Origin of the sequence: Micromonospora sp. NPDC047753 (genome assembly GCF_040642735.1) — a bacterium.
Lineage (GTDB): Bacteria > Actinomycetota > Actinomycetes > Mycobacteriales > Micromonosporaceae > Micromonospora.
This window is the reverse complement of sequence record NZ_JBEYSL010000095.1, coordinates 1-16,119: the sequence shown is the minus strand read 5'-3', so window position 1 is coordinate 16,119 and position 16,119 is coordinate 1. Positions and strand designations below refer to the sequence as shown.

Here is a 16,119-nt window from a genome sequence, read left to right as displayed (position 1 = left end):
CCCAAGGGAGGGGTGCCGGCGGGCGCCGGTGGTAATTCGGTGGCTAATTCAGGCGAGGCCCAGGACGAAACGCTCGCCCGCCGAAAGGCCGAAGTCCTCGCTCCAGAAGTCGAAGTCCTTGTTCGGGATCAGCTGGCTGGTGCCGGCGCTGCCGGCGCTGACCGCCTGCCCGTCGACGCTCGCGTAGATCCAGCCCGACCCGTCCGTGGTCCCGACACCCCGGTGCCAGAAGGTGAAGGCCTCCCAAGCATTGATTCCGGCGGCCGAGGCAACCATCGGCTTCGATCCGGCGGAGGTCGCCGAGACGAACTTGCCGTTGGCCAGCGAACGCAGGCCGAAGTAGCCGTTGTAGTCCAGGTCGTACAGCTCGAACTTCTCCCAGGTGCTGACCTTCGTGGCCACCGGGATCAGCGGCTTGCTTCCGGCACCGTCAGCGGAGACGAACTTGCCGCTGGCGGAGGACTTGAAGCTGACGAGCAGGTTCGTCTCGAGGTCGAACTTCTCCCAGGTGCTGGCGTTCGTCGCGCTGGCAATCAGCGGACCACCGTTGCTGGGCGCACTGACGTACTTGTTGTTGACAGTGGCCCTCAGGCTCACGGTGCCGTCGGTCTGGTGAACCAGCTGGAACCTCTCCCAGGTGCTCACCGACGCGGCAGCGGAGATCAGCGGCTTGCTGCCGGCACCGTTGGCGCTGACGTACTTACCGTTGACGTTCGCCCGCAGTGCGACCAGGCCGCTGCCGAGGTCGACGATGTCGAGCTTCTCCCAGCCGCCCAGCACCGGGCCGACGGAGGCCAGGGGCTTGCTGCCCGCACCGTCAGCCGAGACGAAATAGCCGTTGGAACGCGCCAGCAGACCGTGCGCGGTACGCGCGGGAGACAGAGCCGCCGCGACGTTGAGCAGACGGTCCACCCCGCCCTGCGGGTTCAACACAGCGCCAGCGAGCCCCCGGGTCACGATCGTGTTGCGCACCTGGTTCGGGGACCACGTCGGGTTCGACTGAAGCAGCAGCGCAGCGGCTCCGGCCACGTGCGGCGCCGCCATCGAGGTCCCGCTGAAGGCCACCGACCCGTTGGTGGTTCCGCTCGCCGCGGAGACGATGTCCACGCCCGGAGCCCAGACGTCGACACACGGACCGTAGTTCGAATCGAAGTACTCGGTCGAGGCCCGACGGTCGAACCTGTCGGTGGCGCCGACGGTGATCGCCGCCGACACCCCGGCCGGGGTGTAGTAGCAGGCATCGTCCGCGTCGTTGCCGGCGGCCACCGCGTAGGTGAGACCGGTGGCGATGGAGTTGCTGACCGCCATGGAGATCGCCGGGTAGTCCGGGTTCTCCGGCCCACCGAGGCTCATGTTGACCACGGCAGGCTTCTGCGCGTTGGCGGTCACCCAGTCGATCCCGGCCACGACTTCCTCGGTGGTGCCAGCACCATCGCAGTCGAGGACCCGGACGGCGACCAGGCTCACGTCCTTGGCCACGCCGTACTTCGTGCCGCCGACGGTGCCCGCCACGTGCGTGCCGTGACCGTGGCAGTCCTGCGCCACATTGTCCCGCTCGATCGCGTCGTAGCCGTTGGAGGCACGGCCACCGAAGTCGGTGTGGCTGATGTCGATGCCGGTGTCGACGATGTACGCCTTCACCCCGGCACCGGTGTTGGGGTAGGTGTAGCTGCCATTCGGCTTGGGCGAGACCTGATCGATCCGGTCCAGGCCCCAGGAGGGAGGCGAGCTCTGCGTTCCGCTCGCGTGGACGCGAACCACCGGCTCCACGGATGCGACATCCGGGTCGGCGGCCAGCCGGCCTGCCTGCTTCGCGGTCATCGCGGCGGAGTAGCCGTTGACGGCGCTGCTGTACAGCCGGCGGACGCTGCCGCCGTTCTCCTTGGCCAGAGCCGAAGCGGCGGCCTTGATCTTGGCGGGCGTGGTCTTCTTGTCCTTGAGAACCACGATGTAGCGACCCGGCACGACCTCGGCGGGCTTGGCCTTGGCCAACCGGCCGTCCTGCTTGGGAGCGGTCAACTTGCTGGCGGGCTTCGGTGCCAACGGAGCGGTCGGTTCGGCCATGGCGGCCCCACCGGTCGCAGCGGTGACGATGATGGTTGCGGAGGCGAGAGCAACGCTCGCCACCGCCGAGCGGCGTATTACGCCACGGCGTTTCACTAGGTGATCTCCCCGTTTGATCGTCGCCCGTCCAGTCCGGACGGCGGACGGGCGGTGGGGTCGGCGGCGGTGTCAATGCACCGGTAGCCGACGGACGCCCAGTCATCATGGACGACGATGAAAGCGCTACACCTCAGCCATTCGGTCGATCCGCTCGCGTTTCGTCGTCGACCGGACAGCTGAGCATCGCCGTCGGCCACGTCCTGAAGTGACGGTTCCCGCCACCTCACCGCGGATCGCGCTACCTGACCAGCATCGCGTTGAGCGCGTCAGCCGAGGATGCCCTCGGCGCGGGCCCAGCGCAGCAGCTCGGCCTCGGCGGCGTCACGGTCCAGCGGACCCTGCTCGAGGCGTTGCTCCTTGAGGTGCTTCCAGGCCCGCCCGACCACCGGCCCCGGCGGTACGCCGAGCAACTCCATGATCGCGTTGCCGTCCAGGTCGGGTCGAACCCGCGCCAGGTCCTCCTCAGCCGCGATCCGCGCGATCCGATCCTCCAGCGCGTCGTAATCCGCCGCGAGCTGCGCGGCCTTGCGCCGGTTGCGGGTCGTGCAGTCGGAGCGGGTCAACTTGTGCAGTCGGGGCAGCAGGTCACCGGCGTCGGCGACGTAGCGGCGCACCGCCGAGTCGGTCCACTCGCCCCGCCCGTACCCGTAGAAGCGCAGGTGCAGCGCGACCAGCGCGGTCACCTGCGCGGTGACGTCCTTGGGGTAGCGCATCGCCTTCATCCGGGCCTTGGTCAGCCGGGCGCCGACCACCTCGTGGTGGTGGAAGCTGACCCGGCCGTCGGACCCGACCGCCTTCGTCGCCGGCTTGCCCACGTCGTGCAGGAGGGCGGCCATCCGCAGGATGAAGTCGCAGCCCTCCTCCTCGTAGGAGACCGCGTTTTCGACGACCGTCAACGTGTGCTCGTAGACGTCCTTGTGCTGGGCGTGCTCGTCGATCTCCAGCTTCAGCCCGGTCAGCTCCGGCAGGAACCGCTCGGCCAGCCCGGTGTCGACCAGGAGCCGCAGCCCGGTGATCGGGTCCGCGCCGCAGAGCAGCTTGGTGAACTCGTCGCGGATCCGCTCGGCGGTGATCCGGTCCAGGTCGGCGGCCATCTCGGTCATCGCCCGGTGCACGTCCGGGTGCACGGCGAAACGCAGCTGGGCGGCGAACCGGGCAGCCCGCAGCATCCGCAGCGGGTCGTCGCCGAACGACTCCCCAGGCGTGCTCGGGGTACGGATCACCTTCGCCGAGAGATCGTCCAGCCCACCGTGCGGGTCGGTGAACCGGTGGTCCGGCAGGCTGACCGCCATCGCGTTGATCGTGAAGTCGCGCCGCTTCAGGTCCTCGTCGAGGCTGGTGCCGTACACGACCACCGGGTTGCGGCTGACCTGGTCGTACGACTCCGCGCGGAAGGTGGTGATCTCCAGTCGGAGGCCGTCTCGCTGGGCGCCGATGGTGCCGAACTCCCGCCCGGTCTCCCAGATCGACTCAGCCCAGCCCTTGATGATCCGCAGGGTCTCGTCGGGGTGCGCGTCGGTGCAGAAGTCGAGGTCGTCCCCGAGTCGACCGAGCAGGGCATCCCGCACCGAACCGCCCACCAGGTGCAACTCGTGACCGGCGCGGACAAAGCGGCGGCCCAACTCGTCGGCGACCGGGGACACCCGGAGCAGTTCGGCGACGGCGTTGCGCTGCGCGGCGGTGAGTTCGCGGCGGTCGGCGGCGTGAGGAGCGGAGGCTTCGGACATGGGATCGCCAGCTTATCGGGCCGGGGTGTGATCCGATCCGCCGGGCGCGGGTAACGGGTGGGGGTTGACTATGGTCTGTGGCGTGCGGGTCGGTGCCCGACTCGACGTACCCCTGGGAGGCTGGAGATGAGCGGCGGGCTCTACCGCAGCGCCAACGCCACGCCGGACGGTAACGTGCCGCCGGCTGACGGGGCGGTCTTCATCTCCGCGGAGCCGCTGAACCAGCCTGGGGTGGAGGCGACGGCACCCCCACCCGAGGTCGTCGGCGAGACCAGCGCCGCCGCCAACAGCGCGATCATGGCCGTGGGCAGTCTGGTGAGCCGGGGCACCGGCTTCATCCGGAACCTGATGATCGGCGCCGCCCTCGGCAACCTGATCGGCAACGCCTACACGACTGCCATCTTCCTCCCCAACCAGGTGTACGAGTTCCTGCTCGGCGGGGTGCTGACCAGTGTGCTGATCCCGGTGCTGGTCCGTCGGCGCAAGAGCGACGCGGACCGGGGCGAGGCGTACGCCCAACGGTTGCTCAGCCTCGCGGTGCTGGCGCTGGCGGTGGCGGCCCTGATCGCCGTGGCGTCGGCGTCCTGGCTGACAGCCATCTACGCCAGCGGCAAGGACGAGGCCTACACCACACTGATCACACGCCTGTCCTGGCTGATCCTGCCGATGCTGTTCTTCACCGGCGTCAGCGCGTTGATCGCAGCGGTGTTGAACACCAGAGGTCACTTCGCCGCGCCGATGTGGGCCCCCATCCTCAACAACCTGGTGGTGATCGGCGTCTTCGGTCTCTACATCCTGGTCTACGGGGCGAAGGGGCTGCAGCCGTCGGAGGTGGGCACCGGTCGGATCCTGCTGGTCGGTGGCGGCACCCTGCTCGGCGTGGCGGTGCAGACCGCCGGTCTACTGCCGGCACTGCGCAAGGTCGGCTTCCGGTGGCGGTGGCGGTTCGACTTCCGCGAGCTGGGGTTGCGCGAGCTGGCCAAGCTCGGGGCCTGGATGTTCTGCTACGTGGCGGTCAACCAGCTCGGCCTCTTCGTGGTGGTCAATCTCCTCACCCGGGCCGCGGGCACTGACCAGGCCGGCATCCTGATCTACAACAACGTCTTCCTGCTGCTGATGATGGCCCACGGCATCATCGCCGTCTCGATCATCACCGCGCTGATGCCCCGGATGGCAGCCGCCGCAGCCGACGGGCGGTTCCACGACGTCACCGCAGACCTTTCCCGAGGTGTCCGGATGGTGTCGGCGGTGCTCGCGCCGATCGCGGTCTGCTACGCGGTGCTGTCCATCCCGATCTCGGTGGTCGTCTTCCGGTACGGCGCGTTCAGCGCCGAGAACGCGTCAGCCACGTCCACCGTGCTGCTGTTCGCCGCGATCGCGCTGGTGCCGTTCGCGATCAGCCAGCTCTTCACCTTTGCCTTCTACGCCCTGCCGGACACCCGCACCCCGGCCCTGATCAACATTCCGGTGGTGGCGCTGCGGGTCGGCGTACAGATCGTGCTGTTCGCCGCGTTCGCCGCACACTTCGCGGCGGCCGGAATGATGATCGGCAACGCGGTCTCCTACGTGGCGGCGGCTGTCGCGTCCGCCTGGTTGCTCCGGCCCCGGGTCGGCCGGATCGGCCTGGGCGTGATCATGCGTACCCTCGGCCGGGTCGTGGTCGCCGCACTCGGCGCGGCGCTGGTCGGGTGGTTGGTGATCACTCTGCTGCCCGGCGGCGACGAGCCGAGCTGGTTCGAGGCGGCAACCCAGCTCGTGGTCGGCGGCGTGGTGATCGGCGGGACCTATCTGGGTCTGGCCATGCTGCTGCGGATCGGGGAGATCACCGAGGTGGTCGGTATGGTTCGCCGCCGCCTCGGTCGCTGAAAGTCCGCATCCGATTACAACAAGTTGGCACTCATACGGAATGTGACTACGGATCACCAGGCTGGGGATGCGCCTGTGGATAACTCCGCGATTCGCCGGTCAACCGCCGCTTCGGCCTGTGGATAACCAACCGTACGGCTGAGGGTGGCGGCCCGATCGGTGGGAACGCACGGGGCAACGCGAGCGCCACGCCAGCCCAGCCCCGGCGTCGGTCACTTGCGGTGAAGCCGTAGATTAGCTAGTACATGTGCCAGCAACGTGGCTGACAACGGTCGTAACCGGACGAGCTCTTCGACAGCCGGAACCCCGCCAGGTACGGCGGGAAGATGACATGTCGGAGAGACGGGCAACCCGGGTAAGGTCGCTCTCGACGGGTACGGCAGGGGCCGACGCTGGGCGTCGGCACCGGTCGGCCGGTTCCTTCAACGGCAGAGCGGGAAGCCACATGCCCAGCAGTTCGGGTTCATCGATCGACACGATCACCGAGGGAGGACGGGTGACCCAGGTCGGCGAGGGTCAGGAGGCAGACGAAAGCGCTCCTCCGGTCATGACCTTCGGTGCTCCCACGGCCGGTGAAGTCCTCGCCGAGCGGTACGAACTGGTTGAGCACATCAACAACGACAGCGCGGGTCGGCTGGTCTGGCGCGGGGTCGATGTCATCCTGCGCCGTCCCGTTGCCGTCGTGCTGCGTTACCCGGGTGGCGACTCCGCCACCGAGATGCTTCAGGCCGCCGTCGCGGCCAGCCGGGTCATCCACCCCAACCTGGTCGGCGTCTACGACGCCATCGACGAGGCCGACCGGGCCTACGTGGTGCGCGAGTGGGTCGACGGGCAGTCCCTGCGGGACCTGGCGACCGACGGCCCCCTGGACCCGGCTCGGGCCACCGCGATCGGCAACGCCGTCGCGAGCGCGCTCGCCGCGGTGCACGCCACCGGCATGGTGCACGGCAACGTCCACCCCGGCACCGTCATGATCAGCGATGAGGGTCGGGTGGTCCTGGCCGACGCCCGCACCGACGGCGCCGACAGCCAGGAGAACGACATCCGGGCGGTCGGCGGGGTCCTCTACTTCGCGCTGACCGGCTCCTGGCCGCACGCCGAGGCCCCACTGCACGGCGCCACCGCCGGCCACGGCCGCGCCGCCATCCCGGACGCTGTTCGGGACGCCGGGGGTGCCATCGCGGCACCGCGCCAGGTCCGGGCGGGCGTTCCGGCGTACCTGGACGACCTGACCATGGACCTGCTCGACGCCGAGATCGCGCCGCCGTCCTCCGACGTGCTCGCCGCGGAGCTGGCGCGACTGGACGTGCCGGCCGAGGATGAGCACTACCTCGACAACAGCGGGCCGCTGCGGTTCGCCGCCGAGACCGGGGAAGAGCCGTCGCCGCTGGCCGCGGCCGGGGGTCGCAAGGTCGCCGTCGGCATCGCTGGTCTGCTGGCCGTCGCCCTGGTCGGTCTGCTGATCGGGATCATCGCGTTGGGCGGCGACGACGAGGACCCGCAGTCCAACCCGGTCGCCGCGCCGACCTCCAGTGCCCCGGCCGGCGACGCCACCCCGGCCGCCGCGGCGACGCGCAAGCTGACAGTGAAGAACGTCCGGATCATCGACCCGGACAGCAAGGACCGCAGCGAGGTGAAGGACGCCGAGAAGGTCATCGACGGTGACGAGGACAAGGGCTGGGAGACGGAGACGTACGTCAACAAGCCCAACTTCGGCAACCTGAAGAAGGGCATGGGCGTCTGGATCGATCTCGGCGAGCCGCACACCGTCAAGTCGGTGCAGGCAGTGTTGTCGGCCACCAACGCGTCCGCTCGACTGCTCGCCGGCACGACGACCTGGCCGTCCAGCTCCAGCGGTGACAAGCAGTTGGTCGCGAGCTACAAGACCGCCATCGGCCAGCCGTTCGAGGACCACGACGGCACCACAATGACGTTCAACGGCTTCGACGCCGACACGAAATACCAGTACCTGCTGTTCTGGATCACCGAATTGGCTCCGGTCGAGGGTGGGTTCAAGCTGGGGGTGCAGGAGATTACGGTCCAAGGGTCGTGAGCCGGGCGCCACGATCCGGGCATCGCACGCACTGGACGTGGTGATGGACGGGCGCGCGGCCGCGAGTGACCTGGAGCTGCTGCGCGCGCACGTCGCCGGAGACCGGGACGCCTTCGCCGAATTGTTCCGCCGGCACCGGGACCGGCTGTGGGCGGTGGCCCTGCGGACGCTCGGCGACCGCGAGGAGGCAGCCGACGCTCTCCAGGACGCCCTGCTGTCGGCGCATCGGGCGGCGGCCCGGTTCCGTGGTGACTCAGCCGTCACCACCTGGCTGCACCGGATCGTGGTCAACGCCTGCCTGGACCGGATCCGACGCCGGCAGGCGCACCCCACCGTGCCGCTGCCGGACGGCAACCGGGCCGACGGCGGATCGGGCACCGGCGGGCTCGAACCGGCGGCGCCGGCAGCGGACCACGACACCGCGCTCGTGGTCCGCGAGGCGCTCGCCGCACTGCCCCTTGAGCAACGCGCCGCGCTGGTGCTCGTCGACGTCCAGGGTTATCCGGTCGCCGAGGTGGCACGCATCCTCGGCGTCGCCGAGGGGACGGTGAAGAGCCGGTGTGCCCGGGGCCGGGCCCGGCTGGCCGTGCTGCTCGGGCATCTCCGCCCCGCCGTCGTGGCGACGCCTTCGCACCGACCGGACCCCACTGCCCCGATCGCGGGCGTGCCCGGCGTCACGCCCGGGAACCCAGGCCCGGTGGAGGGCGTCGGATCGGGGTCAGGTCGATACCGGCGGGACGCCAACCAGGAGGACACGTGACGACCGAGGGGTTCCGGGAGGTCGACGCCGACCTCCTCGCTGACTACCTCGGCGGGGCGTTGGACGGCACCCCGCAGCAGGACGAGGTCGCTCTGCTGGTCTCCACCGACCCGTCCTGGGCCGAGGCGTACGGGCTGTTGGCCCCTGCCGTGGCCGAGGTGCGGACGGATCTGAGCCGCTGGGCCGAGCCGTCCCCGGAGATGCCGTCGGAGATCACCGACCGCCTCCTGGCCGCGTTGGCCGCCGCGAAGCCGACGAGCGACGCCTCGACCGGGCAGACCGGCGATCCGGGTGTCGACACAACCACGCCGTTCGTCGTACCGGCGCAGGGTGGAGTCGGTCGCCGACCGTCCGCTCCGACGCCCGCAGAGCGCTGGGCGTCCACCGGGCCGGGCCGTCGACGGCGCGGCTGGGCCCGCCGTGGCGCACCCGTGGCCGCCGCCGCGATCGCCGTCGTCGCCGTCGGGCTGGGCCTCAACCAGCTCTCGATGCGGGCGTCGGACGACTCCGCCGGCACCGCCATGAACCAGCCGGCCAGCGCGCCGGAGGGCGTCGCGGGGGCCGGCACGGCCCGCACCACCGGCCCGGCACTGCGCAGTGGTACGAACTACACCCCGCAGACCCTTGGGGACGCCCACGGCCCTGATGCTCCGGCTGCCAGCCGGGCGACCGGCAACACCCCGGGCGGGCAGCCGCACGTGGATGCCGAGGGCGGACGCCGTCCGTCTCCCGACGGGTCGGACCAGCTCGCCCGGCTCACCGACGAGGCCGCGCTGACCAGCTGCCTGGCCGGCGTCGCGGCGGAACACGGGTCGGCCCCCCTGGTGGTCGAGGTGATCGACTACGCGCGGTTCCAGGGCGATCAGGCACTGGTCATCCACTTCACCGACGCGAACGGGGCCCGGTGGGCCTGGGTGAGCGGCCCGGAGTGCGGCGTGCCCGGGTCCGGCTCGGACAGCCGGTATTCGGCGCGGGTAGGGTGAATCCACGGTCGATGGCACGATGACCCCCCACGTGACCTGACCCACCGGATGCCCGGCTCGGGAATCCCCGGTTCGTACGATGACGTTCTGGAAGTCAGCTGCCGGCCCCACCCAGGCGTCGGCGACTCGGATCAGCATCGGTGCTCGCGCCGACGCCGAACACACACAACTCGGGAGACGGCAGTGGACGAGGTCCGCAACCTGATCATCATCGGCTCCGGGCCGGCCGGCTACACAGCGGCGGTCTACGCCGCACGTGCCAACCTGAAGCCGCTGATCATTGAGGGCGTGCAGTCCGGTGGCGCGCTGATGACCACGACCGAGGTGGAGAACTTCCCCGGCTTCGCCGACGGCATCCTCGGCCCCGAGCTGATGGACAACATGCGCAAGCAGGCCGAGCGGTTCGGCGCCGAGTTCCTCACCGACGACGTGACCCGGGTCGAGCTGGTGGACACCGGCGACGCCGGCTCCGGCGCGGTGAGCACCGTCTGGGTTGGCGAGACGGCCTACCGGGCGCGATCCATCATTCTCTCCACCGGTTCGGCTTGGCGTCCGCTGGGCGTGCCCGGTGAGCAGGAATTCCTGGGCCACGGTGTCTCCGCGTGTGCCACCTGTGACGGCTTCTTCTTCCGCAACCAGCAGATCGTGGTTGTCGGCGGCGGCGACTCGGCGATGGAGGAGGCCACCTTCCTCACCCGCTTCGCGGAGTCGGTGACCATCATCCACCGCCGCGACTCGTTCCGGGCCAGCAAGATCATGGCCGACCGGGCGCTGAGCAACGAGAAGATCAAGGTCGAGTGGAACAGCACCGTCGAGGAGATCCTCGGCGAGGACGGCAAGGTCACCGGCGTACGCGTCCGTAACGTGCACACCGGCGAGACCAAGGTGATGGACGTGACTGGCGTCTTCGTCGCCATCGGTCACGACCCTCGCAGCGAGCTGTTCCAGGGCCAGGTCGAGCTGGACGACGAGGGCTACGTGAAGGTCCACGCCCCGAGCACCCGCACCAACGTGCCAGGTGTCTTCGCCGCCGGCGACGTGGTCGACCACACCTACCGTCAGGCGATCACCGCAGCCGGCACCGGTTGTGCCGCAGCGCTCGACGCCGAGCGGTTCATCGCGACGCTCAGCTGAAACAAGGAACACATCCCGGAGGAGGGGCATAGTGGGAACAACCAAGGCGGTCACCGACAAGAGCTTCGTCGCTGACGTGCTGCAGGCCGACAAGCCGGTGCTTGTGGACTTCTGGGCGGAGTGGTGCGGGCCGTGCCGCAAGGTGTCGCCACTGCTCGAGGAGATCGCCCGGGAGATGGGTGACCAGGTCACCATCGTCAAGCTCAACATCGACGAGAACCCGGAGACCGCCCGGGCCTACCGGGTGATGTCGGTGCCGACCCTCACCGTCTTCAAGAACGGTCAGCCGGTGCAGTCGATCGCTGGCGCCAAGCCGAAGGGCGAGCTGGTCCGGCTCATCGAATCGGCCCTCTGAGCAGCAGAAACATCAACCGAACCCCGTACCCGCTCGTCGGGTGCGGGGTTCGGTGTCTTCCCGGCCGTACCGTCGACGTATTTTCCGGCCCAGCCACCTCGCCGCCTGAGAGCGCATAGCCTCAAGCCTGGGCCGCCCGGCCAGCGAGTGTCGTGCAGAGGGGGTCGTGCGTGCGTCCGATCCGACCCGGTGACCGGGGACCCGCGGTCACGGAGATCCGTACCATCCTGACCGGCCTCGACCTGCTGGCCGCCGCCGACCCGCACACCGACGAGTTCGACCTCGACACCGAGCGGGCGGTCCGCGCGTTCCAGCAGTCGCGGGGGCTCAGCGTGGACGGCCGGGTCGGAGCGGAAACCTGGCGCGCCCTGGATGCCGCCCGTTGGCGGCTCGGCGCCCGCACCCTCTACCACGCGGTCCCCGAACCGCTCACCGGCGAGGACGTCCGGTCGCTCCAGGAGCGACTGCTGGAGATGGGGTACGACACGGGCCGCGCGGACGCCATCTACGGTGTCCGGACGTCGCGGGCGCTGGCCCAGTTCCAGCGTGAGGTCGGGCTCACCCCCGACGGCTCCTGCGGCCCGCACACGATGAACGCGCTTCGCCGGATCGGCCGCAAGGTGGTCGGTGGCCGCCCGCAGTGGCTCCGCGAATCCGACGCGATCCGCCAGTCCGGGCCGGCGCTGGTTGGCAAGACTGTCGTCATCGACCCGGGGCACGGGGGCACCGACCCCGGGATGGTGGTGCCCGACGGCTCACTGCGCTGGACCGAGGCGGACCTGGTGCACGACCTGGCCAGCCGACTGGAGGGACGCCTCGCCGCCTCCGGAGTGCGGGTGCAGCTCACCCGGGGCCCGTCGCCCGACAGCTGCCTGCCGGACACCGACCGGGCCCTGCTCGCCAACTCGCTCGGCGCCGACGTGTTCATCTCGCTGCACCTGGACGGGCACGCCAACCCGGATGCGGAGGGCGTGGCGACCTACCACTACGGCACCGACAACGGGGTGACCTCAGCGACCGGTGAGCGCCTGGCCGGGCTCGTGCAGCGGGAGATAGTCGCCCGCACCGGGCTGCGGGACTGCCGCACCCACGCCAAGACGTGGGAGTTGTTGCGACTGACGCGGATGCCCGCCGTCCGGGTCGAGGTCGGCTATCTCACCTCTCCGACGGACCGCGCCCGCCTCGTCGACCCCCGGTTCCGGGACCGGGTGGTGGAGGCGATCGTGGCCGCTGTGCAGCGGATGTACTACCCGATCGAACGAGACGTCCCGACCGGATCGCTCGACGTCAGCGAACTGCGTGCCGTGGTGACCGCCGGCACCGTGGTGGACTGATCAGCCGGCGTCAGCCGTTGGTGGAGCGGGTGGCCGGGGCTGGACGGACCGGGCGGAGCAGGGTTTCCGGGCTCATCGACCCGAGCAACTTCTCCAGCGCGTACTCGACGTCGGACTTCCAGCTCAGCGCCGTACGCAGCTCAAGACGCAACCGAGGGAAGCGCGGATGCGGACGTACGGTCTTGAAGCCCACGGAGAGGAAGAAGTCGACGGGGGCCACGCAACCGCCGGCAGGGTCGTCCGCGTCGCCGAACTTGGCGTCGCCGAACGCCTCGATCGCCTTGATCCCACGCTTGGTGAGATCCCGGGCGACACCCTGCACCAGCATCCGGCCCAGCCCGCCGCCTGAGAACGCGGCGACCACGTTGGCGGTCATCAACAGTGCCGCGTCCGCGGAGACCGGTGAGGTCGGAAACGCCATCGAACGGGGCACGTAGGCGGGCGGGGCGTACATCACGAAGCCGGCCGGCATGCCGTCGACGTACGCGAGCTTGCCGCAGGAACCCCACTCCAGCAGCGTCTGGGAGACCCACGCCTCCTTCTCCAGGCCCGGATCGCCAGCGGCGCAGGCGCGCTCAGCGGAGACCGGATCGAGCTCCCAGTAGACGCACTGTCGGCAGGGGCGCGGGAGGTCTTCCAACGTGTCGAGGGTCAGGCTGACCAGACGTCGCGACATATGGCGCATCCCCACAATAGGCTCGGTGGTGAGACCGGCATGGAACGACAGCGCCGCCTTCCTGCCCCCGACGAGCGATCGTACGCCGCCGATCGACCATACGGGAGGGGACGCGCGAATGCCCACCGCGACGGGGGACGCCGAGGACGGTCCGCGATGTGGTCGATCTGCTGCGGTACGGCGGCAGCACGATTCAGGCGGACTAGGATCGACAATCGGTGTGTCCGCCGCCATGGTCAGCGATGTGCGGGGTACCCGGGGCGGGAGCCACTCGAGCAGCGATCGAGGTGAGGTCATGACCGGCACGACACTCGACGACTACACCGACCGGTACGCCCGGCGGGTACGCGGGATGACCGCCTCCGAGATCCGAGCACTGTTCGCGGTGGCCAGTCGTCCGGAGGTCGTCTCGCTCGCCGGTGGCGCACCGTACATCGCCGCCCTTCCGCTGGACGCGGTCGGCGAGATGCTCGGCCGGCTCGGTTCCGAACACGGCGTGAGCACCCTTCAGTACGGCATCGGTCAGGGCACCCTCGAACTCCGCGAGCGGATCTGCGAGGTGATGTCGCTCTCCGGGATCGACGCCGCGTGCGGGGCCTCCCCGGAGGACGTCGTCGTCACCGTGGGCGGGCAGCAGGCACTGGACCTGGTGGCCCGGCTCTTCCTCGACCCGGGTGACGTGGTGCTCGCCGAGGGGCCGACGTACGTCGGTGCGCTCGGCGTGTTTCAGGCCGCCCAGGCGCAGGTCGTCCACGTACCGATGGATGCGGACGGGCTGATCCCGGAGGCGCTGGAGACGGCCATCGCCGACCTGGCGCGCGCGGGCCAGCGGGTCAAGTTCCTCTACACGATCCCCACCTACCAGAACCCGACCGGCGTGACGCTCAGCGAGGAGCGCCGGGAACGGGTGCTCGACATCTGCGAGCGCGCCGGCCTGCTCGTCGTCGAGGACGACCCGTACGGCCAACTGGGGTTCGAGGGTGAGGCCCCGGCCCCCCTGCGGGCCCGCCGCCGCGACGGCGTCTTCTACCTCAGCACCTTCTCCAAGACCTTCGCCCCCGGGCTGCGGGTCGGCTGGATCCTGGCGCCGCACGCGGTCCGCGACAAACTGGTCATCGCCAGCGAGGCGCAGATCCTCTGCCCCAGCGGTTTCGCCCAGGCCGCGGTGGCCACCTACCTGAGCACGATGCCCTGGCGGCAGCAGCTCAAGGTCTACCGCGAGGTCTACCGGGAACGCCGCGACGCCCTGCTCGACGCAATGGCCGACCTGATGCCCGAGGGCACCAGCTGGACCACCCCGGCCGGCGGTCTCTTCGTGTGGGCCAGCCTGCCTGACGGGCTCGACTCGAAGGCCATGATGCCGCGAGCGGTCGCCGCCCGGGTCGCCTACGTTCCCGGCACCGGCTTCTACGCCGACGGCACCGGCACCGACGCCATGCGGCTCAACTTCAGCTTCCCGCCGCCGGAGCGGATCCGCGAGGGCGTCCGCCGGCTGGCCGGGGTGATGGAGCAGGAGATCGCGATGCGCCGGGTCTTCGGTGCCGTGGGTGGTGCCGCCGGGCGACGCGGCCGGGCCGGCTCCGACGTGCCCGGGCCCGACTTGGCATGATGCCGGCATGGCTACGACCGCCGAGCACCTCCTCGTGACCGATTCCGCCATCTCGGCCGACCTGCGCGTCGTGGTGCTCGCCGGTGGGCTTTCCTACGAACGGGACGTGTCGCTGCGCTCCGGTCGCCGGGTGCTCGACGCGCTGCGCGCCGTCGGGGTGGAGGCCGAGCTGCGGGACGCGGACGTGGCGCTGCTGCCGGCGCTCGCAGCCGACCCGCCGGACGCGGTGGTGATCGCACTGCACGGCGCGACCGGCGAGGACGGCTCACTGCGCGGGGTGCTGGATCTGTGCGACGTGCCGTACGTCGGCTGCGACGCTCGGGCCTCCCGGGTCGCCTGGGACAAGCCCTCGGCCAAAGCGGTGCTCCGCGAGGCCGGCATCCCCACCCCCGACTGGGTGGCGCTCCCGCACGATCGTTTCTCCGAGCTCGGCGCGGTCGCCGTCCTGGACCGGATCGTCGACCGTCTGGGCGTACCCCTGATGGTGAAGCCGGCACAGGGCGGGTCCGGGCTGGGCGGGGCGGTGGTCCGGGACGCCGCCGCACTGCCCGCCGCGATGGTCGGCTGCTTCGCGTACTACTCCACCGCGCTCGTGGAGCGGTACGTGCCGGGGATGGACGTGGCAGTCTCCGTCGTCGACCTGGGCGACGGCCCGCAGGCGCTGCCCCCGGTGGAGATCGTGCCGCGTAACGGCGTGTACGACTACGCCGCCCGCTACACCGCGGGGCGGACCACCTGGCACGCCCCCGCCCGGCTGGACCCGGAGGTGGCTGCCACTGTCGCTGACGTGGCCCTCGCCGCGCACACCGCGCTCGGTCTACGGGACCTCTCCCGCGTCGACGTGATCGTGGACGCGGACGGCCAGCCGCACGTGCTGGAGGTCAACGTCTCCCCGGGGATGACGGAGACGTCACTGCTTCCGCTCGCCGTGCAGGCGGCCGGGCTGGACTTCGGCCGACTCCTCGGCACCCTGGTCGCCCGAGCAGCCGCCCGCCTCACCAGGCACTGACCTACCCGCCAACCCCTTCGGCGGGGCGGACCAACCGCGGGCCGACCATGAGGTTGGCCTTGGCCTGCCGAGGTCAACCTCATGGTCGGTTCCAGATCAGTGAGTCGCGCGTACGTCGGGAGTGCCGCTGCCGTCGGTGCGCGCCTCGCCCGGAGTGCCGACGCCCTTCTCGGGAGCGTTCCTGCTGACGGCCTCTCCGAAGGCTTCTCCGTTGGCCGGGTCCGACGCTGCCGCGTTTTCGGATTTAGCCTCGTCGGCGCTGCCGCCGGCCGGGCCGACGTGCGGCCCGCCGGTGGGCTTCTCCGCCGAGCCGACGCCGTGAGGTCTGTCGGTGGGCATCTCCGCCAGGCCGGCGCGGAGTCCGTCGGTGGCCGTCGTGGCAGCGCTGCCGGATGCCCCGCTGCCGGATGGTGCGGTGGTGGAGTCCCGGGTGCTGGCGGCCGGAACGCC

The 16,119-nt window shown here is 70.4% G+C and carries 12 protein-coding genes and 1 pseudogene; 9 read left to right on the top strand and 4 right to left on the bottom strand.

What is annotated here, in order from left to right; all coding sequences use genetic code 11:
• Positions 1–48: 48 nt before the first annotated feature.
• Together ABZ749_RS11260 and ABZ749_RS11255 are read right to left on the bottom strand one after the other, a co-directional pair.
• Positions 49–2,127 carry a S8 family serine peptidase gene (locus tag ABZ749_RS11260; RefSeq protein WP_357226077.1) on the bottom strand — a complete coding sequence of 693 codons (2,079 nt, stop codon included), beginning with the start codon at positions 2,125–2,127 and terminating at the stop codon, positions 49–51.
• Positions 2,128–2,429: 302 nt separating this feature from the next.
• Positions 2,430–3,890 carry a CCA tRNA nucleotidyltransferase gene (locus ABZ749_RS11255; RefSeq protein ID WP_357226073.1) on the bottom strand — a complete coding sequence of 487 codons (1,461 nt, stop codon included), beginning with the start codon at positions 3,888–3,890 and terminating at the stop codon, positions 2,430–2,432.
• Positions 3,891–4,016: 126 nt separating this feature from the next.
• Here ABZ749_RS11255 and murJ point away from each other — a divergent pair, with 126 nt between their 5' ends.
• The 7 genes from murJ to ABZ749_RS11220 all read left to right on the top strand — a co-directional run bounded on the left by murJ (position 4,017) and on the right by ABZ749_RS11220 (position 12,375).
• Entirely contained in the window at positions 4,017–5,756 is a 1,740-nt protein-coding gene (gene murJ, locus ABZ749_RS11250; RefSeq protein WP_357226069.1) for a murein biosynthesis integral membrane protein MurJ, read from the top strand.
• Positions 5,757–6,201: 445 nt separating this feature from the next.
• Entirely contained in the window at positions 6,202–7,809 is a 1,608-nt protein-coding gene (locus tag ABZ749_RS11245) for a protein kinase family protein (RefSeq protein WP_357226065.1), read from the top strand.
• A gap of 43 nt (positions 7,810–7,852) precedes the next feature.
• Positions 7,853–8,569 (top strand): RNA polymerase sigma factor SigM, encoded by a 717-nt coding sequence (sigM, locus tag ABZ749_RS11240; RefSeq protein WP_357226061.1) that lies wholly within the window; start codon positions 7,853–7,855, stop codon positions 8,567–8,569.
• Positions 8,566–9,552: a hypothetical protein gene (locus ABZ749_RS11235; RefSeq protein ID WP_357226058.1), complete on the top strand. Its 987-nt coding sequence runs from the start codon at positions 8,566–8,568 to the stop codon at positions 9,550–9,552. Before sigM ends, ABZ749_RS11235 begins: the two co-directional genes overlap by 4 nt.
• A gap of 183 nt (positions 9,553–9,735) precedes the next feature.
• Positions 9,736–10,686 (top strand): thioredoxin-disulfide reductase, encoded by a 951-nt coding sequence (gene trxB / locus ABZ749_RS11230; RefSeq protein ID WP_091396582.1) that lies wholly within the window; start codon positions 9,736–9,738, stop codon positions 10,684–10,686.
• A gap of 31 nt (positions 10,687–10,717) precedes the next feature.
• The gene (gene trxA, locus ABZ749_RS11225) at positions 10,718–11,041 is read left to right on the top strand and encodes a thioredoxin (RefSeq protein ID WP_030331849.1); all 324 of its coding nucleotides are present in this window, start codon (positions 10,718–10,720) and stop codon (positions 11,039–11,041) included.
• A 170-nt stretch (positions 11,042–11,211) separates the two neighbouring features.
• Positions 11,212–12,375 carry an N-acetylmuramoyl-L-alanine amidase gene (locus ABZ749_RS11220; protein ID WP_357226055.1) on the top strand — a complete coding sequence of 388 codons (1,164 nt, stop codon included), beginning with the start codon at positions 11,212–11,214 and terminating at the stop codon, positions 12,373–12,375.
• 10 nt (positions 12,376–12,385) lie between these two features.
• Here ABZ749_RS11220 and ABZ749_RS11215 read toward each other — a convergent pair whose 3' ends face one another.
• A complete protein-coding gene (locus tag ABZ749_RS11215; RefSeq protein WP_355004547.1) occupies positions 12,386–13,051 on the bottom strand; it encodes a GNAT family N-acetyltransferase in 666 nt (221 codons plus the stop codon).
• Between the two features lie 295 nt (positions 13,052–13,346).
• On the opposite strand from ABZ749_RS11215, the gene ABZ749_RS11210 reads away from it, so the two are divergent.
• Together ABZ749_RS11210 and ABZ749_RS11205 are read left to right on the top strand one after the other, a co-directional pair.
• Positions 13,347–14,660: a PLP-dependent aminotransferase family protein gene (locus ABZ749_RS11210; protein WP_357205150.1), complete on the top strand. Its 1,314-nt coding sequence runs from the start codon at positions 13,347–13,349 to the stop codon at positions 14,658–14,660.
• A 7-nt stretch (positions 14,661–14,667) separates the two neighbouring features.
• Positions 14,668–15,669 carry a D-alanine--D-alanine ligase gene (locus ABZ749_RS11205; protein ID WP_357226049.1) on the top strand — a complete coding sequence of 334 codons (1,002 nt, stop codon included), beginning with the start codon at positions 14,668–14,670 and terminating at the stop codon, positions 15,667–15,669.
• 96 nt (positions 15,670–15,765) lie between these two features.
• Here the strand turns inward: ABZ749_RS11205 and ABZ749_RS11200 are convergent.
• Positions 15,766–16,119, bottom strand: a pseudogene (locus tag ABZ749_RS11200) (hypothetical protein); the annotation flags it as partial.